This is a genomic window from Nocardia sp. KT25-26 (assembly GCF_056627695.1).
In genome coordinates this window covers 3,081,774-3,108,556 of sequence record NZ_CM152813.1, presented here as the reverse complement: position 1 = coordinate 3,108,556, position 26,783 = coordinate 3,081,774, and the positions used below count along the sequence as shown (strand labels likewise).

17 protein-coding genes are annotated in these 26,783 nt (G+C 69.1%); all 17 read right to left on the bottom strand.

What is annotated here, in order from left to right; all coding sequences use genetic code 11:
* Positions 1 to 63: 63 nt before the first annotated feature.
* The 17 genes from AC1HFH_RS14090 to AC1HFH_RS14010 all read right to left on the bottom strand — a co-directional run bounded on the left by AC1HFH_RS14090 (position 64) and on the right by AC1HFH_RS14010 (position 26,555).
* On the bottom strand, positions 64 to 1,434 hold the full coding sequence (locus tag AC1HFH_RS14090) for an acetyl-CoA carboxylase biotin carboxylase subunit (protein WP_480243223.1): 1,371 nt from the start codon (positions 1,432 to 1,434) through the stop codon (positions 64 to 66).
* Positions 1,431 to 1,958, bottom strand: a complete 528-nt coding sequence (locus tag AC1HFH_RS14085; RefSeq protein WP_480243222.1) for an acetyl-CoA carboxylase biotin carboxyl carrier protein — start codon at positions 1,956 to 1,958, stop codon at positions 1,431 to 1,433. Before AC1HFH_RS14085 ends, AC1HFH_RS14090 begins: the two co-directional genes overlap by 4 nt.
* Positions 1,955 to 3,649: an acetyl-CoA carboxylase, carboxyltransferase subunit beta gene (accD, locus tag AC1HFH_RS14080; RefSeq protein ID WP_480243221.1), complete on the bottom strand. Its 1,695-nt coding sequence runs from the start codon at positions 3,647 to 3,649 to the stop codon at positions 1,955 to 1,957. The genes AC1HFH_RS14085 and accD overlap by 4 nt, the downstream gene beginning before the upstream one ends.
* Positions 3,646 to 5,229: a PfaD family polyunsaturated fatty acid/polyketide biosynthesis protein gene (locus tag AC1HFH_RS14075; protein WP_480243220.1), complete on the bottom strand. Its 1,584-nt coding sequence runs from the start codon at positions 5,227 to 5,229 to the stop codon at positions 3,646 to 3,648. Before AC1HFH_RS14075 ends, accD begins: the two co-directional genes overlap by 4 nt.
* The gene (locus AC1HFH_RS14070) at positions 5,226 to 7,352 is read right to left on the bottom strand and encodes a hotdog family protein (RefSeq protein ID WP_480243219.1); all 2,127 of its coding nucleotides are present in this window, start codon (positions 7,350 to 7,352) and stop codon (positions 5,226 to 5,228) included. Before AC1HFH_RS14070 ends, AC1HFH_RS14075 begins: the two co-directional genes overlap by 4 nt.
* On the bottom strand, positions 7,349 to 13,735 hold the full coding sequence (locus AC1HFH_RS14065) for an SDR family NAD(P)-dependent oxidoreductase (RefSeq protein WP_480243218.1): 6,387 nt from the start codon (positions 13,733 to 13,735) through the stop codon (positions 7,349 to 7,351). The genes AC1HFH_RS14070 and AC1HFH_RS14065 overlap by 4 nt, the downstream gene beginning before the upstream one ends.
* A gap of 25 nt (positions 13,736 to 13,760) precedes the next feature.
* A complete protein-coding gene (locus tag AC1HFH_RS14060) occupies positions 13,761 to 14,366 on the bottom strand; it encodes an SGNH/GDSL hydrolase family protein (protein ID WP_480243217.1) in 606 nt (201 codons plus the stop codon).
* Entirely contained in the window at positions 14,363 to 15,625 is a 1,263-nt protein-coding gene (locus tag AC1HFH_RS14055; RefSeq protein WP_480243216.1) for an NAD(P)/FAD-dependent oxidoreductase, read from the bottom strand. Before AC1HFH_RS14055 ends, AC1HFH_RS14060 begins: the two co-directional genes overlap by 4 nt.
* 47 nt (positions 15,626 to 15,672) lie before the next feature.
* A complete protein-coding gene (locus AC1HFH_RS14050; protein WP_480243215.1) occupies positions 15,673 to 17,322 on the bottom strand; it encodes an AMP-dependent synthetase/ligase in 1,650 nt (549 codons plus the stop codon).
* Between the two features lie 87 nt (positions 17,323 to 17,409).
* The gene (locus AC1HFH_RS14045; protein ID WP_480243214.1) at positions 17,410 to 18,342 is read right to left on the bottom strand and encodes a LysR family transcriptional regulator; all 933 of its coding nucleotides are present in this window, start codon (positions 18,340 to 18,342) and stop codon (positions 17,410 to 17,412) included.
* 130 nt (positions 18,343 to 18,472) lie between these two features.
* Positions 18,473 to 20,164 (bottom strand): fatty acyl-AMP ligase, encoded by a 1,692-nt coding sequence (locus AC1HFH_RS14040; protein ID WP_480243213.1) that lies wholly within the window; start codon positions 20,162 to 20,164, stop codon positions 18,473 to 18,475.
* Positions 20,165 to 20,174: 10 nt separating this feature from the next.
* Complete coding sequence (locus AC1HFH_RS14035; RefSeq protein WP_480243212.1) at positions 20,175 to 21,401, bottom strand: cytochrome P450; 1,227 nt, start codon at positions 21,399 to 21,401, stop codon at positions 20,175 to 20,177.
* Positions 21,398 to 22,312, bottom strand: a complete 915-nt coding sequence (locus AC1HFH_RS14030) for a class I SAM-dependent methyltransferase (protein WP_480243211.1) — start codon at positions 22,310 to 22,312, stop codon at positions 21,398 to 21,400. Before AC1HFH_RS14030 ends, AC1HFH_RS14035 begins: the two co-directional genes overlap by 4 nt.
* Positions 22,312 to 22,563, bottom strand: a complete 252-nt coding sequence (locus AC1HFH_RS14025) for an acyl carrier protein (protein ID WP_480243210.1) — start codon at positions 22,561 to 22,563, stop codon at positions 22,312 to 22,314. The genes AC1HFH_RS14030 and AC1HFH_RS14025 overlap by 1 nt, the downstream gene beginning before the upstream one ends.
* A 12-nt stretch (positions 22,564 to 22,575) precedes the next feature.
* Complete coding sequence (locus AC1HFH_RS14020; protein WP_480243209.1) at positions 22,576 to 23,538, bottom strand: acyl-CoA desaturase; 963 nt, start codon at positions 23,536 to 23,538, stop codon at positions 22,576 to 22,578.
* A gap of 139 nt (positions 23,539 to 23,677) precedes the next feature.
* Positions 23,678 to 25,204, bottom strand: a complete 1,527-nt coding sequence (locus AC1HFH_RS14015; RefSeq protein ID WP_480243208.1) for a flavin-containing monooxygenase — start codon at positions 25,202 to 25,204, stop codon at positions 23,678 to 23,680.
* Positions 25,205 to 25,385: 181 nt separating this feature from the next.
* Positions 25,386 to 26,555: an oxygenase MpaB family protein gene (locus AC1HFH_RS14010; protein ID WP_480243207.1), complete on the bottom strand. Its 1,170-nt coding sequence runs from the start codon at positions 26,553 to 26,555 to the stop codon at positions 25,386 to 25,388.
* Between the last annotated feature and the right edge of the window lie 228 nt (positions 26,556 to 26,783).

Here is a 26,783-nt window from a genome sequence, read left to right as displayed (position 1 = left end):
TCGCGACCGAGCACCGAACCGGTGGCAATCGTCGGCTCCGGATCGGCTGGGTACGCCGGACCGTCACGCCGACGTCGGACTTCCGATCGAGCCGATCAGGGCCGTATCGTGCTCGGCAGCCCGGAAGCGGGGGTGGTCGAGGATGTCGTGCAGAAATTCGGTGGTGGTGGCGATGCCGCGGCCGCGGATCCGGGTTTCGGCGAGGGCGCGGCGCATGCGGGCGATGGCAGCGGGCCGGTCGGGTGCCCAGACGATCACCTTCGCCAGCAACGAATCGTAGTGCGGCGGGATCGCGTATCCGGTACCGACGTGGGTGTCGACGCGGGTGAACGGGCCTCCGGGTAGTACGCATTCGGTGAGGGTGCCGGGTGCGGGGGCGAAACCGCGTTCCGGGTCCTCGGCATTGATCCGGCACTCGATTGCCACGCCCCGGGCAGTACCCGCGTCCGGCGGTAAGGACAACGGGCGGCCTTCGGCGATCCGCAGTTGTTCGGCGACCAGATCGATGCCGGTGACCATCTCGGTGACCGGGTGTTCGACCTGCAGACGGCAGTTGACCTCCATGAAATAGAACTCGCCACCCGGGTCCAGGAGGAATTCGAAGGTTCCCGCTCCCCGATAGCCGACCGCTTCGGCGCCGCGCACCGCGGCGGCGGCGATCCGGTCGGCCAGGCCGGCGGCCAGCGCCGGAGCCGGTGCTTCCTCCACCAGCTTCTGGTGCCTGCGTTGCAGTGAGCAGTCCCGGGCGCCCAGGTGTGCGACCGTCCCGTGCTCGTCGGCCAGGATCTGTACCTCGATGTGCCGGGCGGAATCCAGGTAGCGCTCCACATACAGCCGCCCGTCGCCGAACACCGCCGTCGCGCCGGCCTTGGTCTCCTGCCAGGCGGCGGCGAAGTCGGCGCTCGCGCGCACCACGCGCATTCCGCGGCCGCCGCCGCCCGCTACGGCCTTGATGATCACCGGATAGCCGATCTCGTCGGCCAGCGCATGCGCCTGCTCGCCGCCGGCGATCGGGTCCCGGCTACCCGGCAGCAGCGGCAGCCCGGCGGCCGACATCAGTGCCCGAGCCGTGGACTTGTCACCGAGCCGGTCCATCACCGCAGCGGGGGTGCCGATGAACACGAATCCTTCTGCCTCGCACACTTCCGCGAAATCCGGGTCCTCGGAAAGAAATCCGTAGCCGGGATGGATCGCGTCGGCACCGGTGGCACGCGCGGCCTCGATGACCGCCGGGATATAGGAGTAGCTGCGTTTGGCCGGGCCCGGCCCGATCCGAAAGGCTCGGTTGGCCGCGCCGACAGCGGCCGAATCGGCGTCGGCCTCGGAGTACACGGCGACGGTTTCCACGCCCAATTCCGCACAGGTACGGATCACCCGCAGCGCGATCTCTCCACGGTTGGCGACGAGTACCCGGTGGATCGGCCGGCCGGTCACCGGACCACCTCCAGCACCAGGAGTACGGCACCGTGCTCGACTGCTTCACCGTCGGCGACCGGGATCTCGGCGACCCGGCCCTCCTGGCCCGCGATCACCGGGATCATCAGTTTCATCGCCTCGACGATCCCCACCTGCTGCCCGGACTGCACCGGGTCGCCGACGGCGACGAAGGGGTCGGCACCCGGTTCGGGGGCCCGATAGAAGACGCCGACGGTCTCGGCCGTGATCGTGGCGGTCTCCGCCACCGAATGCCCTGACTCGACGGCGACAGACTCGGTGACCGGAGGTTCGGCGACCGGAGCGTCCGGCAGGGGATACTCGGCACCGCCCTGCGGAATCGCGGCCCGCTCGGTCCAGCTGATCTGCAGCGACAACGGCCCGTTGGCCAGCACGACGGTGACCGGTGCGCCCTGTGACCGGACCTGCAGTGCGTGCCGTGCCAGGACGGCGAGGGCCTGGTCGGCTGCGACCGGATCCAATACTCGGCCGGATGTTTCTATCGTGGATCGGGTTTCGGTCATGACATCTCCTGCGAGGTGGTCTCATCGGCGGGCAGGCCGTAGGTTCGGAAACGTGCATGGCGCCGGGCCCGGCGGTCGGTCGCCGGAAGCTCGGTGAATGCCGCCAGTTCGGCGCGCAGCCGGGTTCGCAACCGGGCCGCCGCGGCGGCCGGATCGCGGTGCGCCCCACCGTCGGGTTCGGCGAGCACCGCATCGGCGATACCGAGCCGGCGTAGCGAAGTCGAGTCGACCCGTAGCGCCTCGGCGGCGCGCGGGGCAGCCGAGGAGTCCTGCCACAGGATCGAAGCGCAGCCTTCCGGACTGATCACCGAGTAGACGGCGTTCTCGCAGACCAGCACGCGGTCGGCCACGGCGAGGGCGAGCGCTCCGCCGCTGCCGCCTTCGCCGGTGACCACCGCAATCACCGGCACCGGCAGCCCGGCCAGCAGTTTCAGCGATTCCGCGATGGCGACAGCCTGCCCCTGTCGTTCGGCCGCCACACCGGGGTAGGCGCCTGCGGTGTCGATCAGGGTGATCACCGGCAGACCGAGCTTGCCGGCCAGCCGCAGGATCCGCGCCGATTTGCGATAGCCGGCGGGGGTGGGCATTCCATAGTTGTTCCGTGCCAGTTCGGCAGCGGTATGGCCTTTCTGGGTGCCGATCACCACGACCGGTGTCCCGTCCAGCCGGGCCAGTGCGGTGACCATGGCCGGGCAGTCGGCGCCGAGGCGGTCGCCGTGCAGTTCGACGAATTCGTCGAAAGCGCCCGCCAGGTAGTCGCGGACGGTCGGCCGGCCGAGATCCCGGGCGGCTCGCACGCTGGCCCAGGCGTCTCGGTCCGGCAACAGTGCCGGATCCGCCGGTTCGACTGACTCACCTACACCGGTGCTCAGCCGCCCCCGGTCGGCGGCCAGTGCCAGTATCTGCGCGAGTTGTTCCCGCAGCGCATGCCGGTGGCACACCAGGTCCACCACACCGTGAGCGAGCAGGAACTCGGCGGTCTGGAAACCGTCTGGGAGGGTTTCGCCGATGGTCTGCCGGATCACCCGCGGCCCGGCGAAACCCAGGCGAGCACCCGGCTCGGCGATCACCACATCGGTTGCCGTGGCGTAGGAGGCAGCGACCCCGCCGTAGGTGGGGTCGGTGATGATCGAGATGGTCAGGATGCCCGCGTCGTCGAGGGCGCGCAGCGCCTGCGCGGTCTTGGCCATCTGCATCAATGCGACGATGCCCTCCTGCATCCGTGCCCCGCCCGAGGCGGTGACCAAGACCAGGGGAATCCGCCGGGCCAGCGCGGTTTCCGCGGCGACGGTCACTGCCTCACCGACCGCGGCGCCGAGGCTCCCGCCGAGGAACCGGAAGTCCATGACGGCGATCACGGCCGGCGCGCCGGCCAACGTACCCTGTACACAGCGGACGGCGTCGCCCATTCCGGTCCGTTCCCGGGCTTGCGCCTGCCGGTCCGGGTAGGGCCGGGAATCGGTGAAGTGCAACGGGTCCTGCACCGTCGCAGCGACGGTCAGGGTCCGGGCAGAGTCCGGGTCGAGCAAGGTCCGCAAGCGCTGCTCGGCGGTGAGCATGCCGTGTCCGTCGCATTCCGGGCACACCCGCAGGCCGCGGTCGTAGCGCCGCTCGTAGAGCATCGCACCGCAGCCCGGGCACACGAGCCAGCCGGCGGTCGTCGAGGCTTGCGTGGTCGTTGCTGCGGTCACTGCTGCACCGTCCTTACCTGCGGGGCCGGTTGTGGCACGAATTCGGCGCAGCCTGCGGGCAACCGGACCCCCGCGGTGCGCAACTGGGCGATGCGGGTCGTATAGGCGGCGCCCAGCATCAGTTGGTCTGCGATCTCGGCGACACCGCGCCGGGCGGGGTCGGCCAGGTGGCTCCCGGCGGCCCAGGTGTTGAACGCGCCCATGGCCGGGCCGCACCACACTTGATAGTCGGTGGCCCGGTCCGCGACGCCGCGGATGCTCCAGCTGGACGACAGGCCGAGGTACCACCGGAAGACCAACGCCATCCGGCGTTTCGGGTCGTCGGCCGCGCCGGCCAGCTGGGTGGGGTCGCGTTCGGTGAAGAACTCCACACAATCGCGCCAGATCTCGTCGAACGGACGGCGCAGCACCGTTTGCTCGAGATCGGCACGCAGCGCCGCAGGCAGCTGATCCAGTCCCGGATACGCCCGGTACGTGTCGTAGAGCCGTTGTGCGCGGGCGGCGAACATGGTGCCGCGCCGCAGCACCTGCACCTGCACCCCCATTTCGAACATGTCCGAGGAGGGCGCCATCACACAATCGGCGACCCCGGCCCGGGCCAGCAGTTCCTTGGTGGCCGGGCATTGGGCGGCCTCCCGGGTGGCCTGGTTGATCGATCCGGTCACCACGTAGGCGGCGCCGAGCCCGAAGGCTGCCGCCGCGGCCGCCGGAGTACCGATCCCGCCCGCGGCGCCGACTCGTACCGTTCCGGCAGCGGGGAAACTCGCCGCCACCCGGTCGCGGGCCGCGATCAGCTCCGGCAGCAGTACCAACAGCGGCCGGCGGTCGGTGTGTCCGCCGGAGTCGGCTTCGGCGGTGAGGTCGTCGGCCATCGGCACCCGGGCCGCCAGCCGCGCCTGCTCGACGGTGAGATCCCCGGCAGTCACCAACTGCTGCAGCAGCCGTTCCGGCGCGGGCCGCAGAAACGCCTCCGCGACCTCGGTCCGGGACACCTTCGCGATGAGACGGTGCCCGATCGCGACCGCCCCGGTCCGGTCCTCGGTCAGCCCGGCTGCCCGATACCGGACGACCTCGGTGGTGAGTCCCATGAAGGCGGAGGCCTCCACACATTGCACATCGTGCCGTAAGCACGCATCCACGATGGCGCGCTCCAGGGCAGGCTCGGACGGACTGTGGATGAGGTTGCAGGCGAACGGCAGGGCACCGAGCTCGCGCCGCAGCCGGGCCAGGCTCGCCTCCACGGTGGCCGGCGGGACCCCGGCGGCACCGTAGGAGGCCAGGTACCCGGCCCGCGCCATGGCCGTCACCAATTCGGGTGCGGAGATGCCGTTGGCCATCGCGCCGGCCGCGTAGCCGTACCGAACGCCGTGGGCGGACCGGAATCGCCGGTCACCCAGCTGTTCCGGAGGCAGTGGGGCGACCGCGGCCAGGGTCGTCAGCCGGGCGGCGATGGCCGCGTCGGCGGTGACGCCGATCCGGCCGTTACCGGACACGACCCAGGCGGGGCGATGGACGTCGCGCAGGACGGCGGCGATGCCCGCCTCGGTTTCGGCGATCGGTTCCTGCGTTGCCGTGGTCATCGGCCGGCCTCCCGCTCCCCCAGCTCGACGGCCAGATCGGTGAGCTCGTAGATCCGTAGTCCCGGCTTCCACAGCGAGCCGTCCACGACGGCGACGACCCCGTGCGGACCGTGCCGGATGTCCTTGATGTGTGCCTCCAGCTCTACGGTGCCGTCGGTCGGCAGGAACTGGCCGCGGTAGCGCCAGGCGAAGGTGATCCCGGCCGGGATTCGGAACGACGGATCCAGGAGGCCGTCCGCGTATCCCGCGTCGAGCAGCCATTCCTGCACGGCGTGGATCACCGACTCCACTCCGAGCGAGCCCGGAATAACCGGATCCAGGTGGAAGTGTCTGGTGAAGTACCAGTCCGTGGGGTCGATTTCGCGCAGCGAATGCAGGTAGCCCCGGCCGTATCGGCCACCGGAGTCCACGACGGTGATCCGGTCGATCAGGGCCAGGGTGTTCCGGGCGCACAGCGGGGCGGCCGGGTCGGCGCGGCGGGCCGCCACGTCGATCTCCCGCAGTGCCGCCCCCGGGTGTTCGGACAACCAGGTCGGGGCCGGGCGCCCGCCGTCCAGGCCGGTCTGGTTGGCGAGCGCATCGTCGCTGAAGTAGCCGAACATGGTTTCCCCGCGGTAGAACGGGTCGCCGTCCGCGTGGAGGGTGTAGTCGAAGGTCTGCAACGACGAGCCGGGCAGCACGGTTGTCGACAGTAGCCGCGAGTTCTGCCGGATCGTCGTGTCCCGCAAATCTACTCGCCTGAGGACTGTGGCACTGCCACCCAGGTTGCGCAGGCTGAGGGTGGTGCCGGGCTGGGTTCGGGTGGGCCCCGCGTAGTAGCCCATCAGCAGCGCGGCCTGGAGTGAGGTCTCCATGTAGACGAAATGCGGCATCGACTCGTTCGCGGTGTCGCCGTAGTACCAGGCGTCGGCGGGCGAATCGTATTCGGTGGTGTAGGCGGCGGCGTCGAGGCGGCCACGGGCACCGTCGAATTCGAGTACCCGGTCCACCAGCAGCAGCCCGCCGGTGGGCAGACGAGTGGCCCGGACACCGGTGTACTCGGCGAAATCCGCCCCCATGGCGATGCCCTGGTCACCGCGCGAGAGGTGGGCCATATGGAATTCGTTGAGCAACATTGCCGGGTCCGCCTCCCCCGGTCCGACACCGGCACCGGCCTGCTCGGTGAGGCATACAGCCACCTCGAACGCTGTCTCCGCACCCGAGATCCGGACGGTCCCGGTGACGTACGGTCGCGGGATCAGGTCGATGCCGGTGACGACGAGTTCGATGGTGCCGGATCCGACCGCCGGCACCGGACCGGCGAGAGAGGCCACGAACATCGCGCCGGGCAGACACAGCGGCAAGCCGGTGTACAGGGCGAACACCTCGGCGATCTGTTCGGCCGCGGCCTTGGGATCACCGTCGAACCGGGCGCGCACCCGGCCGTCGCCGGTGCCGCCGTACAGTTCGATCTCGGACACCTCGGTCAGTACCGGCGGCCCCGCCGCGGCGAGCCGGGCCGCCGCTGGGCTGCCGCCGCGGATGTAGTCCGGTCCGAACACCTCGGCTGTCTGCCCGGACACCAGCTGTCGCAGTGCGGGTCCGTCGAGGGCGCGAATCGGAGAACGGGCCGGTGGTTTGAAAGCGCCCTCCGCTGCGTGCCCAGCTACCGAACCGAGGCCGGAACTCGCCGAACGAGCGCCCATACCGGGCGAATCGGGAATCGCCTGTCCGGCTCGGATAGGCGCCTCACCGCGCTCCCGCGCCACATCATGCGCCGATATCCCGGTTCCGGCGGCTATACCTCTATCGGGTCGCGCGGCGACACCAGCCCCGACGCCCGATCCACCCGGAACCGGCTCGCTCGGCAGCCGAGTCCGCACGTCGTTCTTGCCGACCGCCCGGTCCCAGATCGCCCGTTGCACGGCGAGCTGGGCGCCGAGGGCGCTGCGATGGGCATCGACCAGCCCGGCCCGGAGGACTGCGAGCGGGTTCGCCACCGGCGGCCGTTCCGGCCGGCCCGACGGCGGGGCCACCGCACCGGCCTCGCCGGCCGCTGTCGATGCACCGACCGGGACGGGTATCGCCGACCCGGGAGTCGGAACGGGATCGAATGCGATGCCGTCGAATTCCACTGTCGTCATGCCATCCACCGCCTCACGGAGGTCCGGAATTTGTCGGTCAGGTCGGGCGTGGTCACCACGGTCACGTCGGAGAACCGCTGCAGCACGGTGCCGTCCGAGGTGGTGGCGGTCGCGTCGATCCGGGCGTCGTATCGGCCGGGTCGGGCGTTGCCGACGGTGAGCAGGAACGGCCCGTCCGCCGGCAGTGGCGCGTAGTACTCCGCTTTCCCGATGCCCAGCGGCAGGCATGCGGCACTCAACAGCCGGTGTCCCAGGACCGGCGGTCCCTGCAGCATCAGGTCGGCGAGCACCGGGTCGTGCAGCCGGCCCGCGTAGGAGCCGCGGGCGACCGGCTCGGAGGGGAGCCGGCACTCGAACACCAAGGTGTCGCCGGTGTCCGCACGAATTTCCCGCAGCCCCTGCAGTGCCGGGCCGTGGAACTGTATCGCCTCGCGGTAGATATCGACCGACTCGGCCGGACCGGTCGAAACGGCGACGACGGGCGGCGTGTCGGTCGACCGGGTGAGCAGCAGAGTCGCCCGGAAATGTGCCTGTCCATCGTGGGATACGCCGACCTCGACCGGCAGGCCCGCCGGGTCCGGCGTTCCCGGGCGCACATCGCATTCGAGCCCGGACAGCGGCCGATCGAAGACGACCCCCTTGAGCACCCGGAAATCGTGCACCGCACCGACGAGGTGCCCGGGCAGCGCGCGTTCGACGACATCGATCATCAAACCCAGTCCGAATGTGGCGGGCAGCACCCGGTGTTCACCGATCCGGTGGGCTTCTAGGACCGGCTCGTCCAGGAGATCGGCGAGCTCCCGCCGTGCCCGGAAGGGGCCGGCGGCAGGTGCAGCCGGTTCGGAGAGCGAACCGGCCGGGCCGACCAGTACCACCCGGTCACCCGTACGGCCGGCGGTGAACTGTTCGGTGAATGCCGTCGCACCCTGGTGCGGATCGAGCAGGGCGATGCCGCGCTCCCGGAAGTGCGCACGCAAGGCCGGGGTGACCATGCCGCCATCCCAGGCGCCCCAGTCGATCGCGGTGACGTGCCGGTCCGGGCGCCGGTGCCGCCAGGCCATGGCGAACCGGGTCAGTGCCTCATTGGCTGCGGCGTAATCGGACTGTCCGGCGTTGCCGTACAGGCCGGCGACCGACGTGAACAACACCAGGTGCCGGGGTTCGGGCACGGCGGCGAGTACCGCGGCCAGCCCGGCCAATTTGGGGTCCAGGACCCGAGCGATGGATTCGGCAGTCTTGTCGGCGATCATCGCATCGGCCAGCACCCCGGCCCCGTGCACTACTCCGGTGATCCGGTCCTGCCAGGGGGCGAGGGCGGTGCGCACCTGCTCCGGATCGGTGACGTCGACGGGTACATACTCCCCACGGCCGTCGAGCGCGGCGAGGGTCGCGCGGATCTCCCGTCCGGCCCGTACCGCGCTGCAGGCGCGTTCGACCTCCCGCGGAGTCGCACCGGTTCCGGCGAGCGCCTGCACCGCCGCGGCCCGGAGCCCCGCGTCGGCGATCCCGGCCGCCCAGTCCGGCTCACCGGTGAGCTCGGTGCGGCCGAGCAGCAGGAACCGGCCGGGGCTGTGCCGGGCCAGCTCCCGGATGCAGGTGGCGGTGACGCCTCTGGCGCCGCCGGTGACCACGAGCAGGTCGGCGTCGGTCAGCACGCTGGGTTCCCGGGACTCGGGGGAACCGATCGGGGTCACGGACCGGGCGGGGCCGTAGCGGCTCGGCACCGGCCCCCAGCGCCTGCCGTCGGCATCGATGCCGACTTCCGGAGTATCACAGGCACTGTCGGCGAGTTCGCGACGCACGAGTGTGGCCAGCCGGCCTGCCGGGATATCGGGGGTGAAGTCGAGTGCTCGGCAGAACATTTCGGGATGTTCGGCTCCCAGCGTCTTCACCACTCCGCCGACACCGCCGAGCAGTGCCTGCTCCGGTTCTGCGGTCCCGTGGAATCCGAGCCCGCCGTCGATCCGGGTGACGGTGACGAATGCGGTGGCCTCCTTTGCCGCGGCGGCGGTCAGGATGACCTCGGTCAGCAACCGGCGCGCACGATCCGTGCCGCCGCCGGCGAGCAGAACCACGCAGAGGTCCGCTTCGGCCGCCGCTTCGGGGCCGTGGCCGTATCGGACGCCGGCACCACCGGCAGCGAGTTCCGCGCCCAGTGCCGCGGCATCCGGTCCCGGTTCGGCGGTCTCGCCACCGGTCAACTCGATTACTGCGACGCGACCCGCACTCAGCTCGAGATCGGTGCGGATGTCGACACCGGGCAGCGCGATCAGTTCCACGGCATGCCGCGACGCGGCCGCCGCGGCCTCAGCTTTTGGGTGGACATCACCACCTTCCCGGTCGCCGAGAAGTTCGGCCACCTGATCGAGCGTCCGCAACGTCCCCAACTGCTCCGGCCCCAGATCCGGCACCTCCGGAAAACGCTCCTGCAATGCACCGATCACCTGTACCCGCTTGATCGAATCCACCCCCAGATCCGCTTCCAGATCCATCGACGGATCCACCATCTCCACCGGGTACCCCGTCTGCTCGGCCACCACCTCCCGCAGTACCGACCGCAACACCTCCACCGAAACACCCTCCCCCGCAGCGGGTCCAGTCACCGACGCGTCATTGCCCGACGCTTCCGGCCCACCGAGCACTTTCGCCACCTGGTCCAGCGTCCGCAACGTCCCCAACTGCTCCGGCCCCAGATCCGGCACCCCCGGAAAACGCTCCTGCAATGCACCGATCACCTGCACCCGCTTGATCGAATCCACCCCCAGATCCGCTTCCAGATCCATCGACGGATCCACCATCTCCACCGGGTACCCCGTCTGCTCGGTCACCACCTCCCGCAGCGCCGAACGCAACACCTCCACCGAAACACCCTCCCCCGCGGAGGGTGCCGAGCCGGCGGCGACCGCGGCCGGCGCGGGCCCGGGGGCGACCGCTGCTGCAGCGGGTTCGGGCGCTCCGGCACCGGCAATCGGTGGATGGGCTGCGGTGTCCACCATCGGCGGTTCGGGCGCCGCACCGTTGCTCGGCGGCGCCGGGTCTGTGGCCGGTGCTAGGTCTGTGGCCGGGGGTACACCCAGCGCGAACTGCTCGGCCGGTGCAGCCACGGCCACATGCCGAAGGCGGGCGGGTGCAGACGCCTGTGCGACGGACGCCGACGCAGCGCCCGATCCGGCGGGGTAGCCGTGTTCGAGTTCGGCCAGGCGACCGAGGACCTCGGCGGCGCGGGCGTGGCTTTCGCTGATCGCCAGGCCGTGGCCGGTGACGGCCTCGATCGCCCGGGCGGTGGCGTCGTCTACCGGTCCGGCGCGCAGCGCCCCGGCGAGGCTGTGGGCCAGGTCCAGCTGGCCGTCGAGATACTGGCGGTGGGTCTGCAGATGCTGATCGAGCGCGCGGTCGTTGGCCGCAATGCCCACGGGGGCAGCGGACGGACTGGATTCGTACACGGGTGCCTCCGAAAGATTGTCATGGGACAGCGCAGGCGGCGGTTCCGCCGCGGCGCCGGGTGTTGCCGGTACGACCGGCTCGTCGAATGCGGCGGGCGGCGACGCCGACCCAGCGGCCTGCACGCGATATCCGTCGGCGAGCCGTTCGGCGTAGGCGCGACGGCGGCTCTCCGGAACGTATTCCGGTGCCGACAGGGTCACGCTCATCCCCGGGCGCTCCGGTGCCGCGGCCCGGGGCTCCGGTGCCGCGTGCCGGTTGATTCCGGCGAGGTCGAACCCCAGGACCGCCAAGCGGACTGCCGCGCGGGTCAGGCTCAGGTCGCTGTTGCCGATGGGGCCGGAGTCGACCGGTATCGCGATCACGTCGTCGCCGAGCGTGCGCCGGACCAGCGACGTGAGTACCTGTTTCGGCCCGAATTCGACGAAGACGGTGCAGCCGTCGGCCTGCATGGCGGTGAGCGCCGAAACGAATTCCACCGGTTTGCTGAGCTGCTCGGTGAGCAGTGCCCGGTCGGCCGGCACCTCGCCGGTGTACCGGGCTCCCGGGCTGTTCGCGTACACCGGCGCCGCCGGTGTGTCGAAGTCGGTCCCGGCCACCGCCGCCGCGAACGCTGCGACCGCATGCTGCACGTACGGAGTGTGGAAGGCGCCGGATACCGGCAGAGCCCGAGTCGCGACACCCCGGTCTTCGCAGCGCTTCCGCATCGCGGCGACCCCCTCGGGCCCACCGCCCACCACCACCTGTTCGGGGGCGTTGTGGTTGCAGATCCATACATCGTCCAGGCCGTCGAGCAGTTCGGTGGCCAGTTCCCGGCTCGCGCCCAGCGCCATCATGGTCCCGGCTTCCACCCCGTCCCGCGGAGCCATGGCGGCACCGCGAGCCCGGGCGAGCGCGAAGAAGTCGGGCTCGGTGAGCGCGCCGGCCGCATACAGTGCGGTGAGTTCACCGAAGCTGTGCCCGAGGTATCCCTCGGCGCGGAATCCACAGGCGCGCAGGGCATCGAACTGACCGGCGGACAGGGCGCCGATAGCGGGCTGGGCAAATTCGGTGCGCCGCAGCATCGCCTCCTGTTCGGCAGCGGTGTCGTCGTCGAAAGCCGGCGGCGGGAACACCACCGACGACAGGCGGCGCGATTCACCCGCAAACGCAGCATTTGCCGCGTCGAATGCCGCGGCCACCAGCGGATTCGCGAGGGCGGCATCCCGGCCCATTTCGACGTACTGGCTACCCTGCCCGGCGAACAGTGCACCGGCCTTGCGGTCGGGCAACGCGGCCGACCGGAAGTACACCCCTTCGGGATGGTCCCAGTCGGCGCGGTCCGGGTTCCGGACCAGTTCGTCCACCGCGAGCGAGCGCAGATAGTCGGCGTTGTCGTCGTCGACCGAAACGAAGCCGATCCGGGCGTGGTCCTCGGGAATCGGCCCACCGTCTACGGCGGGCACACCGCGGATCGCATCGATCAGCCCGGCCACGTCGGGGGCATGCCAGAGGTGGGCCCGGGCGGTGCGATGCAACACCTGCCGGTCGAGCCCGGAGTCGGCCTCCTCCAGGACGACGTGGAAGTTGGTGCCGCCGAACCCGAATGCCGACGCCGCGGCACGGCGCACCGGATGCAGCGGATCACGGATCCATGGGCGGGTGCGCGTGTTCACGTAGAACGGTGCGTCCGCGGCGGCGATCTCGGTATTGGGTGCGTCCACATTGATCGTGCCGGGTAGCACCTTCTGGTGCAGCGCGAAGGCCAGCTTCATCAGGCTGGCCGTCCCGGCGGCGCCCTTGGTGTGCCCGATCTGCGATTTCACACTGCCGAGCGCAGCGAACCGGGTTTCGTCGCTCGCCTCGGAAAGCAATTCCCGCAACGCGGTCAGCTCGGTCCGGTCCCCGACCGGGGTGCCCGTCGCATGGGCCTCGATGAGGCCGATATCGGCCGGGGAGATCTCCGCGTCGGCGTAGGCGCGGTCCAGCGCAACCCGCTGACCGCCGGCCCGGGGTGCGTAGATGCTCTTCGCGCGCCCGTCACTCGACGAACCGAGACCACGGATCACCGCATAGATCCGGTTGCCGTCGCGTTCGGCGTCCTGGAGCCGGCGCAACGCCAGCATGGTGATTCCTTCACCCAGCAGGGTGCCGTCGGCGCCGTCGCCGAACGGGCTGATCCGGCCGGATTCGGAGAGCGCACCGACCTTGCTGAAGCACATGTAGATGAAGATGGTGTTCTCGGTGTCGACACCGCCGGTGATCATCATGTCGGCGCGGCCGTCCTGCAGCTCCGCGATCGCGGTCCGCAGCGCGGCGAGCGAAGCGGCGCAGGCGGCGTCGACCGTGCAGTTGATGCCCCCGAGGCCGAGCCGGTTCGCGACCCGACCGGCGGTGATGTTGGCCAGCAGACCGGGGAACGAATTGGCCTCCCAGGGCGCGAACGCGGCCGTGAACCGGTCGGCGACGGCGTCCGCGTCGGCGGCGGACAGCCCGACCGAACGGGCGGCCTCCTTCAGCACCGGGGTGGACAGCCGGGCGGCCAGCGGATGCATCAGCGGAACCGGGCCGGTGGTGCCCAGCACGACCCCGGTGCGGCCCGGGTCGTACCAGGACGACTCGTCCGCCCCGGCGTCGGTGAGCAGGTCCCGGGCCACGCCGAGACTCAGCGTCTGCATGGTGCTGGTGACTTCGAGCTGGTTCGGTGGCAGGCCGAACTCCAGAGGATCGAAGTCGACATCGGGCAGGAAGGCTCCGCGCCGCGAATAGGTCTTGTCCGGTGCGTCGGAATCGGCGTCGTAGTAGTCGTCGAGACTCCAGCGCGATGCCGGCACCTCGGTGGTGCAGTCGACACCGTCGACGATGTTCTGCCAGTACTCTCGGTGGTTGCGCGCGTGGGGCAACAGCCCCGACATTCCGACGATGGCGATCGGAGTGCGGGCCAGGCGTCTGTCGTCTGTCACGGGAAGGTCCTCTCGGGCATACAGATCAGGCGGCGACGATGGTGGCGGTGCTGGCGGTGACGAGGTCGGCGACCCCGGCGGCGAACAGGTGATGTCCCACCGGACTGGGGTGCAGCCCGTCGGAGGTCCATGCCTGGGCCTGCGTCCATTCCGGGGCGGCGGCGATCGGCAGCAGCAGGGTGCCGGTGTCGGCGGTGACTTCGGCGAGAACCCGGTTGGCCAAGGTGAACCGCTCCCGCAGCAGCGTTCGGAAGCCGCCGGGAACCGGCATGCGGGCGGGGATGTCGGGATAGTCGGCGGTGACGACGGTGGCTCCGCGGCGGCGCAGGGTACCGAACAGGGTCCGGAGGTTGCTTTCGAATCGGTGTGCGTCGAAATCGCTGATCAGATCATTGACACCGACCACGACCCCATACAGCCCGGCCCGGGTGGCCACCGCCCGGTCGAGCTGGTCACGCACCACCATCGTGGTGGTGGCACCGTGCACACCCAGATTGGTGACCGTGCCGGGGCGCAGCCCGAGCTGGCTGCCCAACCGCGGCACCCAGCCACGGTACCCACCACCGGTGGCCGGGTCGCCGCGCCCTTCGACGAAGCTGTCGCCGAGCGCGGTCAGGCCGGCGGCGCTCACGCGCGTAGTCCCGGTGCCACAGCATCGTTCACCAGATGCCGGTCCTTTTCGGGGAAACCGACCCGCTCGTACAGGTCGGCGAGCTCCTGTTCACCGAAGTACTTGTCCGGCGGGTAGATCCCCGCAATCAGGCCGAAGAAGTTGGTGGTCGCCTCGGCGTCCATACTGGTCGCCCGGAACACCGAATCGTAGTAGGGGCTCAGCGTGAGGTCGGAGATGTTCTGGGTGAGTTCGAAGGTGCTGGCGCTCTGCTCGTCGCGTTCACGCTGATAGTCCGCGAGGGCCTGGTCCAGTGGCCGGTCACCGGACAGCCCCTCGTCGACCCGGTCGGCGAGCAGCTGCGCGTACTTGAACGCATCGGTGATGCCCCAGCCGGTGAACGGATCCTTGTGGTAGCCGGCGTCACCGACCAACGCCCAGCCGGGACCGTAGGACCGGCGCCGGTAGTTGTCCGGGTAGAGCATGGGCCGGAAGGGTTCCAGCCGGGCGCCGTGGTCGCGCAGGTCGGCGCCGAGTGCGGGATCGATCTGTTCGACGATCTCCTGCACCCCGGCATCGGCATCGGCCCGGAATTCGCGGAACCGGTCGCGGCGACGCATCACGGCCAGTAGCTGCTGCCCGTCGTTGGTCGGCCACGAACCGAGCTGCTGCTCGCCGAAACCGGTGCGGTGATGCATTCCCCAGTCCAGGCCCGAGTAGTAGGAGTAGTAGATGAAGCAGCCGGCCGGAGAGCCCTCGTAGACTTGGGCGTCGACCGCCTTCGCGACCACCGAGTTGGCGCCGTCGGCGCCGACGACCAGCTTCGCCCGGAACTCCTGCTCCGGCCCGTCACCGGCCCGCCCGCGGACACCCGCCACCCGGGCACCGTCGAAGACCAGCTCGGCCACGGTGAATCCCTGGATGACCTCGGCTCCGGCATCGCCGGCAGCGGTCACCAGGATCTCGTCGAGGACGGTGCGTCGCGGGCAGTACACCGCGTCGATGCCGTCCGCGGAGGTTTTCGCGAACCCACGCAGCTCGATACCGGTGTAGCTGAAGTTGAGCGTCCGGATCGGCGGGCAGCCGGTCGCGATCACCCGGTCGAGCAGACCCCAGGACTTCAGAAAACCCAGCCCTGCCTGGTGCAGGTAGTGGGTGGAGGGGGTGTCGCTCGGAAAGGTGGCCCGATCCACGGCGAGCACCCGATATCCCTTCTGCGCGAGCAACATCGCCAGTGGCGCACCGGCCACGCGGGTTCCGACAACAATGACGTCGTACATTTTCTGCATCACTTTCCGGTCGTTGTGCAGTGGGAATTTCCGGCGGATCAGCTGTAGATTTCGGCGACCTGTTCGGCGAACGCCCTTTCGATGGCGGCCCGACGCAGTTTCCGAGACGAGGTGAGCAAACCGTCCTCGATGGTGAAGTCACTGTCCAGGATCCGGAAGGCACGGATCGATTCCGGGCGGGAGACCAGGGAATTGGCGTCGGCCACCGCGACCTCGATTTCGGCGTCCAGATCACCTTCGGGCTGTTCGGCACGCCAGCGGCGCACCTGCTCCGCATCCACGGTGATCAACGCGGCGACAAAATCCCGCGCATCGCCGATGACCATGCAATTGCTCACCAGCGGATGCAGCCGTACCCGGTCCTCGAGCGGGTTGGGTGCCACGTTCTTACCGCCGGAGGTCACCAGGATTTCCTTCTTCCGGCCGGTGATCCGGAGGAAACCGTCGTCATCGAGTTCGCCCAGGTCACCGGTGTGCAGCCAGCCGTCGGCGGCGGCGGTCGGCTGGTCCTGTGCGGCGCCCCAGTAGCCGGGCGATACGTGCGGGCCGGCGACCAGCACTTCCCCGTCTTCGGCCACGGCCACCCGGGTCCCCGGAATCGGCCGCCCGACCGTCCCCAGCCGGTTGCTCTCCGGCGCGTTCACGGTCACGGCCGTCGCGGCCTCGGTCAGCCCGTAGCAGTTCAGCACGGCGATCCCGAACCCGGCGTAGAAACCGCTGGTCGATTCGTCCAGGGAGGCACCGCCGGAGATCACCTGCCGTAGTCGGCCACCCAATGCGGCGGCAACCGGGTGGTCGACCGGTTCCGGGGCGGTCCCGGCGCGCAGCGCAGCCAGGCCACGCTCCACCGCCCGCGTTTCGCTGTCGTCGTCCAGCAATGTGCGGCAATACTTGCGGATTTTTTCCAGGCCGTAGGGAATCATCGCCAGGAAGGTCGGGCGCAATCGCGGCAACGCCGGCACCAGGTCGGGAATCGCAGGCAGCAGATGTGTCCGGCTGCCGCCGAACAGGCCGGCGAAGAGCATCGTCTGCCCGAAGACATGCGCGAGCGGCAACGCCAGTACGGTGCTCCCGTCGAACATGTCACCGCAGCGCAGCGCGGTATTGGCCGAGGAGACGAACATGTTCCGGTGCGTGATCGTGCATCCCTTGGCGAGTCCGGTCGTGCCGCTCGTATACACGATCATGGCCAGGTCGTCGGCCCGGGTCCGGGCTGGAATCTCCACTGGTGCGGGGTCCGGCACCGGCCATCCGGCAAGCTCGTCGAAAATCCAGACCTCGTTCGCCCCTGCGGCCCGCAGCCGGTCGGCATCCGCGGCCGATTCGCCCGCTGCGGCCGTGCTGCCACTGTCGCTCAGGATGTGTTCGATCTGGCTGTCCGAGGAGGTCGGATAGATCGGGACCACCACGGCGCCGAGCGCCAGCAGCGCACAGTCCAGCAGCGCCCAGTCGAGGGTGGTCCGGCCGAGCACAGCGACCCGGTCTCCGGCGGAGATCCCGCGGGCGGCCAGTGCACCGGCCAGCCCCCGCGCCCGGCGATCGAGTTCGGCACAGGTCAGTTCGGTGCCGTCGGCACCGCACAGTGAAATTCGATTCGGCGTTTTCGAAGCAGCGTCGGAAATCACCGAGTACAAACTCGACGTCTCCGGGAGGTCGTGTCCGTTCTCGGCGACAGAGACTGTATTCACAGTTCCCTATTCTGCTGCGCCACAAGGACTCCGACCGGACCGATCGACCTCCTTCTACCGCGCGAGTGCCATCACCTATCGAAGCGGTCAGGAAGCGACGACTTGGGGAGTATCACTGCGAACGGAGTCATCGAATTTCAAACATTCGATGAATTGTGCCACAGCAGGATTGGATTCCGTTGCCCGCCACACCGCATACAAATCCAGTGTGGGCACCGGGTCGAACAGTTTGACGGCCACCGAATCGTTTCCCGGATTACCCATTCCCATCGAGATCGCCCGCGGCAGCGAGGCGAAGCCGACCAGCGGACGGACCGAGACGATATGCGCGGTGGCGCCGGGATCGTCCGCCGAATGTGCGACCGACAGCTGGATCCTGTTGTCGGCTGCCGCCCCGACGATCGAGTCGTACATCGCCGGACACTGCTCCCGGTCGAACAGCACCACCTCTTGTTCGGCCAGCGCGGCGAACGGCACGCCCGGACGGTCGGCCCACCGGTGCCGGCGACCGACCACCGCCACCAGCGGTACCCGGTGCAGCAGCCGGGCGTACCGGAAGGTCGTGGTGCTCGGGTGGCCGTAGACCAGGGCGATGTCCAGGGACCCGTCGGCCAGGCCCGCGAGCTGCGGACCGGTGCGTTTCTCCCACATCGAGACCGCGATGCCCGGGTGCCGCTCGGTCATCATCGCCAGAGCTTCCGGCAGTACATGCCGGCTCGCAGGCAGGTTGTATCCGATACTCAGGGATCCGGCACGTCCTTCGGCGGTCTCCTTGGCGACCCGGGCGGCGCGATCGACCTGGGCGACGATGGTCCGGGCCTGGCTCTCGAACTCCCGGCCGGCCGAGGTGAGCCGCACTTCGTGGGAGTTGCGTGCGACCAGCTGCACGCCGAGTGATTTCTCCAGCTTCTGCAGCTGGGCACTGAGACTGGGTTGGGTGAGGTGCAGGCGCTGCGCTGCGCGACCGAAGTGCAACTCTTCGGCGATAGTGATGAACGAGACCAGATGTCGGAACTCCATACGGCCGGCTCCTTCTCTCCGCTGGAGCTACCGTAGCGACATCGGGTAAACGGAGGTGAACCTCGGTGACATCATTTCCACCGAATCCGTGGCACCCAGATGAACTGTCACGATCCGAGTCTTGCAGTGCCTATACTCGCCGGGCGCCGAACTCACCGGCCAAGTACCGGCGGCGGGCGTCGGACCGCATGATCTTCCCGCTGCTCGTCTTGCGTAGCCGCCCGGATTCGGTGAGCACCAGGTCGACCAGGCCGACCTGGTGATTCCACAGCACCGCGCTGCGGATGTCGCCGACCGGATCCGACGACTCGACGGCAGGTTCGACCCGGGTTTCGGCCACGACGACGACCTGCTCACCGTCGTCGACCGGTACGCCGAACGCCGCACAGCTTCCGGGCGGGATCCCCGGGTGCGCAGCCTGCACGGTGTGCTCGATATCCTGCGGATAGTAGTTCCGGCCCCGGACGATGATCAGGTCCTTTCGCCGGCCGACGATGTACAGCTCGCCGTCGACCAGCTGTCCCAGGTCACCGGTCCGCAGGAAGCGGCGGCCTTCGGTGCCGGGACACCCGGCACCGAAGGTTTCCTCCGTCGCCGACCGTCTGCGCCAGTAGCCGGGAGCCACGTGCGGACCGGCCACCCATACTTCCCCGATCCGATCCGGTGCGCAGGGGCGGCCGGTGTCCGGATCCACGATCCGAACCTGCTCGGCCTCGACGATCGTGCCCGATCCCACCAGGGTCCGGCCGGTGCGCGTGTGTGCCGGAACCAGCCGCCCCCGTTCCAGCGCAGCCGTATCGGCCACCAGCTCTCGGGGACCACGGCCCTTCACACTGCCACTCACCAGGAGGGTGGCTTCGGCCAATCCGTAGCACGGGTAGAGCGCGCCCGGGTCGAACCCGTACGGGGCGAACGTTTCGGCGAACCGGCGCAGGGTTTCGGAGCGGATCGGTTCGGCACCGTTGAATGCCACTCGCCAGCTGCTCAGATCGAGATCGGGTGGCGGTACGGTGCGCCGGACGTGCTGTACGCAGGCGTCGAACGCGAAGTTCGGGCCCCCGCTGGTGTGTGCCCGGTAGCGCGAGACCGCGGTCGGCCACAGCAGTGGGCGCCGGATGAAGCTGATCGGAGCCATCAGTACGCAGGTGGCACCGAGGTAGAGGGGCTGCAGGACGTTCCCGATCAGCCCCATGTCGTGGTACATCGGGAGCCACCCGACGAAGGTCGAGCGCCGGTCGTGGCCGAATGCCCGGCGGATCATCGCCTGGTTCGCGCACAGGTTCCGGTGCGTGACCGTCACCCCTTTGGGGTTCCCGGTCGATCCGGAGGTGTATTGCAGGAAGGCGATCGTGTCGGGGGTGACGGCGCGCGGGGCGAAGTCGAGTGCCGCCGGTAGTCGGTCCACCGCCAGCCAGGTCGCCGAGCGCAATTCGCCGCCGAGCGCATTCTTCGCGTGCGGCAGGTAGGCAACCGTCGTGAGCACCGCCGCCGGTGCGCAGTCGGCGATGATCTGCTGGGTGGCCGGATGTACCCGGCGGGGCGTCGGTGGCACGACGGGTACGGCGATCACGCCCGCGTACAAGCATCCGAAGTAGCCGGCGACGAAGTCCAGTCCGGGTGGGAACACCAGCAGCGCCCGGTCCCCCGGCCGAGTGTGCCGGGCCAGTGCGCCGGCCACGGCCAGTGCACGCTCGTGCAGTTCCCGGTAGGTGATCCGGTCGATCTCGGCGCCGTGCTCGTCCAGGAAGATATAGCCGGTCACGTCGGCTTCGAGGTCGGCCCGGCGTTGCAGGATCTCGGGCAGGGTCTCGATCCGGTTCATCGCCGCTCCTTCATTCCACCGTGACGTCGAGTCTGCGCAGCCCACGCACGATGAAGCTGTGGTCCTGCCATTCGAGCGGGCCCGGGGCCGATCGCAGCCGCTGCGGACGCTCGTACAGGCCGCGCAGCGCGGATACGGCCTGCATCCGGGCCAGCGCTGCGCCCAGGCACCCGTGCATGCCGTGCCCGAAGGCCAGGTGGGTGACATGGGCCCGGGCCGGGTCGAAGACATCCGGTGCACCGAACACTGAAGGGTCCCGGTTGGCGGCGCCGAGGCACAGCAGCAGTTGCTCACCGGCACGCACCACCTTCCCGCCCACCTCGGCATCGCATGTCGCGACCCGTTTGGTCTGCTGCAGCGGGCTGTCGTAGCGCAGCGCCTCGGCCACCGCGGCCGGAGCCGCCGCCGGGTCGGCCCGCAGGCGGGCATCCTGGTCGGGATGCTGCAACAGGGCGAGCACCGCATTGCCGATCAACGCTTTCGTGGTCTCGTTTCCCGCGACGAAGCACATGATGCACACGTAGCCGATCTCTTCGTCGGTGAGCCGGTCGCCACCGACGCGGATCGCGGTCAAGGCGCTGACCAAGTCGTCGCCCGGGCGGTGCCGACGCGCCGCGATCACCGGGTCCAGTGCGGTGACGAACTCGTCGACGACTCCACGTACCCTGACGAGATCATCGGCCGACATCAGGCCCGGCTCCAGCAGGAACCGGATCTGATGGGTCCAACCGGCGATCCGGCCGGCCAGCTCTTCGGGCAGCGCCAGCCAATCGCACATGACCAGGACCGGTAGCGGCTCCGCAAGATCGGCTATGACGTCCATTCGCCCGTCACTTCCCGCCGACGCCAGCAGATCTCGGACGAACCGATCCACGCGCGGCCGCAGGCCGTCGACCGCCGCGGCCGTGAAAACCTTGTTCACCATCGCCCGCAGCCGCGAATGATCCGGGTTCTCGGTGAACACCAGCGATTTCCGCCCCAACCGGTCGATCCGCCCGGTGTCCTCGACCCCGAACCGGGCGGCCTGCCGGCGCAACTGATCCGGAACGAGGTCCGCACCGAACGAACGATCCTGCAGCACGGAACGCACCTCGGCATATCCGGTCACCACCCACATGCCCAGGGTGCGATGCACCGGATGCACCGACCGTAGCCGGTGATACATCGGGTACGGGTCGTGCCGGAACTCTTCGGCGAACGGGTTGAACCGCACCGTCGCCGGCTGGGTGTGCGTCACCGGCCCGTCTCCGTGATGTCGGCGTCGACCAGGAAGTAGCTGCGGCGGTAGGGCCGCATCACCAGCCGGAGCAGTCCGATCTTGCCCATCCGGAAACCCAGCGCCGACATCTTGAGATACCTTTCGTACCGGGACACCACCTCGGCGCCGACCGACTCCACGGCCGCTTCGCGATGCGCCCGCAACCGCCGCGCCCACTGCTCACACGTCCACGCGTAGTCGAGCCGGCCGTTGGTCAGCGACCCGATCTCGAACAGGCCTTCGGCCGCCTCGGCGATCTCGGCCAGAGTCGGCAGATCGGCTTCCGGGAAGATCTCCTGCTGAATGAACGAGTTCGCCGCGGTCCGAGGCATGTTGGCGTACGCGATCGTCTGCAACGACAGCGCGCCGTCGTCGGTCAGCCAGCTGCGGCAACATTCGAAGAACTCCCGGTAGATCCGGATCTTGTCGGCGCGGTCGTCCGACGGCGTGGCGAAATGCTCGAATGCGCCGATCGACACGATCCCGTCGAAGCGGCCACCCGGCGTGTAGTGCTGCCAGCTCTCGGTCCGTACCGCCACGCCGGGGTGGTCGAGCCGTCGTACATGGGCGGCCTGCTCCTCGCTCAGGGTGAGGCCGACGGCCCGTTCGACGCCGTGACCCGACAGCCGGTGCAACAGCGCTCCCCAGCCGCACCCGATATCGAGCACTGCGCGGGCCCTGCGGGCTCCGACGGCGTCCAGGTGATGCTGGAGTTTGCGTTCCTGAGCTGCCTCGAGGGTGTCGCCCGGGCCGTCCGGCATGGCGCACGAATAGCTCAGCGACCGGTCCAGCCACAGCTGGAAGAATTCGTTCCCGACGTCGTAGTGATGCCGCACCGCGGCAGCCGCCGCGGCCGACCGGGCCGAGTCGGGTCGCTGGTCTCCGGACACTACGCCGCACGCTCCGTCCGGTCGGCCAGATGGGTGGCGACGGCGTTCAGATTCGGGTTCTCGAACAACGTCTCGGGCGACAGGTCTACCCCGTAGCGTTCCTCGATCTCGATCAGCAGCGCCACGGCCACTACGGAATCGACACCGAGCCGGTCGAAGTCGGCGGCCGGATCGATGACGGCCGGGTCCACACCGAGCGCGCCGCCCAGGTACTCGCGACACCACTCGACGATGTCGTGCTGCGTTGCCATCAGGGTCCTCTCTCAGGCCGCCGCGTCGGCGGCCGAATTTCCGTTGTCGATGCGTTTCGAAGCGATCCGGGTCTGCGACGGCACCTTCACATCCCATGCCAGCCCGACCGCCTCCAGCAGCCGGATCAGCCAGTAGCCGGGGTCGAGCCGATACCAGGTGAGTCCGAAGGACGACGACTCCGGGAAGGCGTGATGGTTGTTGTGCCACGATTCGCCGAAGGAGATCAGGGCGAAGACGCCGCCGTTGCGGCTGTTTCCGCGGGCCCGATACGGGCGGGTGCCGAACATGTGCAGGAATGAATTGATTGCCCAGATGATGTGCTCCAGGACGAAGATTCGCACCAGCCCGCCCCACAGCAGGCCGCTGACCGCCCCGGTCCAGGTCTGGTAGACGAGTGCCCCGATCACGGCCGGGACCAGCAGTCCCAAACCGACCCAGGTGTAGTAGCGCCGGGCGACCGCGACCAGCCGGCGATCTTTCAGCAGGTCCGGGGCATAGTGCACGATGTTGGGATACTCGTGGCGGCGCATCCACAGGAAATGCGAATGCGCCAGGCCGCGGATCCGCCCCACCACACCCCCGCCGGACAGATTCGGTGAATGCGGATCGCCCTCTGTGTCACTGAGTTCGTGGTGGCGGCGATGTATCGCGACCCAGGACAGCACACCGCCCTGTCCGGCCATCGAGCCGGCGATCGCCAACCCCGCCACCGCCGCCGGGGCAGCCTTGAAGGTGCGGTGCGTGAAGAGGCGGTGATAGCCGACAGTGATTCCCAGTCCGGTGACCGACCACATCAGCAGCAGCAGAGCCACCTCGGTGACGCCGATGGGGTGGATCCAGGCGAATCCGATCGCGGCGGCGGCGCCGATGATCGGCAGGACGTCGAACAGCAGGAAATGTCGTCGTTGTAGTCGATGTATGTAGGGGTTGCTCACCGCCAGTTTGCGGGGAACGGAATCGCCGGGCCCGATCATGACACTCCCTCCGCCGGCCGCAGCAGGTCTTCGCAGCCGAACGTATCGGCGGAGGGAGAGCCCGGTGGGACGTAATTGCGGCACCGATCACCTCATCGGCGATTCGAATCGCCGACCGGGCGTTGCCGGGTCGCTCGGCTCAGACGTTCCACCCGCCGAGCTGTTCGATGTCCTGCCGGACGACCGCGGATTCCGGGCGGTGCGGTGCGCGCGCACAGACGGTGAGCGCGGCCGCCGGATCGGTTCGCAGCATCCGGGCGAACGTGCGGGCCGAAGCGGGCCAGGGGTTGGTGACGGTGCCGCTGACGTGTTTGTACCAGGTGGGTGTCGTCGTGCCCGGCCAGACGGTCCGGGTGAGACGTTCGTGCAGCCACCGGCGGTACGCCCGCATGGCCTCGGTACTGACTTCGACGCCCGCACCGGACCGCTCGGACCAGCGGATACATCGGATGATGAAGCCGATCTGCTGTTCCTTGGCGGTGGGGTTGCTGCCGGCCGGATTGAAACTGTTCGGCCCGGCGATCAGCCAGGCGTTCGGGTAGCCGGGGACCGCGACCCCCAGGAAAGCCTGGGCCCCTGCGGACCATTCGTGACGCAGTGAGCGACCCGATCGCCCGCGTACCTCGATGGTCTGCAGGAACTCCGTGGCACGGAACCCGGTGGCGTAGATCAGGGTGTCGGCGACCCGGCAGGTGCCATCGGCCGCCACGATGCCGTCCGCGGTCAGGTGGGAGATCGGTTCGGTGACGAGTTCGACGTTCGGCAAGCTCAGCGCCCGGTAGTAGTGGCTGTCGAACACGATCCGCTTGGTGCCGATCGGATATCCGGGTGTCACCTTGCCCTGCAACTCCGGATCGGAGATGCAGTGGTCCCGGTACCGGGCCGCGGCCCATTGGACGATGCGAGCCGACCACCCGCCACGCATGACGGGGGCCAGCATCAGATCGGCACCGAGATACAGTGCCCGCCGGTACATCCGATGCGCGCCGGGCACCCAGCGCAGGGCGAGCCGGGTGACCGGCCCGAACTCGGTGGCGGGTTTGGGCAGCACCCAGTGCGGAGTGCGCTGATAGACGACCACGCTGCGGGCGCTCGCGGCCACAGCGGGTAGCATCTGGGCGCAGCTCGATCCGGTACCGACGATCGCGACGTCCCGACCTCGGAGACTGTGCCCGCTGTCCCAGCGTGCCGAATGGAAAGTGGTTCCGTTGAACTCCGCGCTGCCGCGCAGGTTCGGAATATTCGGCGTATCGAGCTGTCCGACTGCGAAAACGATGTGTTCGGCGCGGTATTCGCCCCCATCGACGGTGCGGACGTGCCACTGTGTTGTGGCACTGTCGAAGCACGCGCTGCGTACCGTGGTGTCGAGTCGGAGGTGCGGCATCAGGCCGCGGTCGCACGCGACCCGCCGCAGGTAGCGCAGTATTTCGGCCTGGCCGGGGTAACGGGTGCGGCAGTCGCGGTACGGGGCGAACGAGAAGCTGTACAGATGCGACGGCACATCGCAGGAGCACGCCGGATAGACGTTCGCCCGCCAGACGCCGCCGACGTCGCCGCCTTTCTCCAGAATGAGGAAGTCGTCGATCCCGGCGTCCTTCAGCGCCGCACCCATACCGAGGCCACCGAACCCTGCTCCTATGACGAGGACTTTCCGTTCATCGGCCATCCGAACCTCGATTCTCGCGAGTAGAAGATCAGCTACCGAACGACAGCACACTCTCAGCATCGCCCCTGTGGCGAGATCGACGACGAGCCGACAATCCATGCATAAATGGCAATGTTCTGCACATTTCCCCGAGCCATTCTGGCGCCAGATTAGCCCCACCTCACCGGCAAATCACCGCTGGTTACCATTCAGCTACCAAACATGTGCTGAGTCGACACTCCCCCGAGAACGCAACAAGATGGGTCGCGCGGCACCTCAACCCGCCGTTCGCTGCCCGGGGAAGCCGCGGTCCGGCCTCCGGCGCTCCGCCGTCCGGCGGCGAAGCAGATCCGCTCGACCGCTCGGCGACCGACCGCGCGCAGCGGCGACGTGCCCGCAACACGTGTTCGGGGTCTCCTGCCACGCGGTCATAGAGGTAGAAGACGACTTTTACGCCCAGGGTGTTGCAGGCCGACAGCGGCCGCCACCGTCGGATGCCGAGTTCGGTGGCGGCCCAGTCCGGCATCATGCCGGTGATGACCGACAGCAGGATGTTCGCGCAGATCCAGATCGGTAGCCGGCACAAGGCGGCGACCGTCGCCGAGACCGGCCTTCCCCAGCGAGAGAACAGGGCACCGCCCCGCCGCGCCCCGTCCCGCGTGACCGTGCCACGCCAGGAGCCGACCTCGTGCATGATCCACTGCGCTTCGGCCCGCGCGGCCGCCCGGTCGTCAGCGCTTTCGGCGAGCTCGGCGCGAACCGTTCGCCAGTAGTCCACGACCTCCGCGCGTGTGCGCGGAGTGTGGGTACCGCCCAGCTTTTCGGCGATCGGCGCGATATCCGACCAGTACCGGGTGACCCCGGCGTCGTCGAGGGGCTTGCCGCTGAGTCGCTGGTATCCGTCGAGAAACCCACCCCAGATGGTGACGTGCACCCAATCGATCAGATCCGGATCTGCGGCAGCGTATTCGCGGCCGTTGACAGTGCCGGTGACCGGAACATGCATCCGGTTGACGGTGTCGACGACTCGCTCGGCGACCGAGGTCGCACCGTAGGTCGTGGCCCGCACGAAGCCGGCGGTGCGTGCTAGCCTGGCCAGCGGATCGTCCTTCAGATCGGTGTGTTCCAGGGTGCCGCGCAGAACGACCGGATGCAACGTGCCGATCAGCAGTCCGACGACACCACCGAGCAACGCGGCCGGCTGATGCCGAAGCACCGTCCATGCGGGGCTTTCCGGCCCGGTGAGGCCCCGATCACCCACCGGCTCGTCGTAGGACTCCCACGGCAGGTACCCGGCATCCAGAATCAGGACCGGCAGCCCGTGGATCAGTGGGCGCGGATCGAATCGTCCCCACACCGGATCGGTCGTCACTGTTCCTCCGAAAGTGTTCGCCGGAAGGACATCTCGGCGACCGCTCGCACGGTACCGGCGCCCCCGTACCGCAAGTGTCTCCGCGGTGGCGTCACCATAGTCAGCTACGGCGCAACGGACAACTTACGTGGGGCGGCAACAGATCGAGGACCGTCGCCGACCCCACAGCCGCCGACCGGCTCGATGCGGCACCACGGGCGAGCAGTACCGCGGCCCGGCTGTACGGGC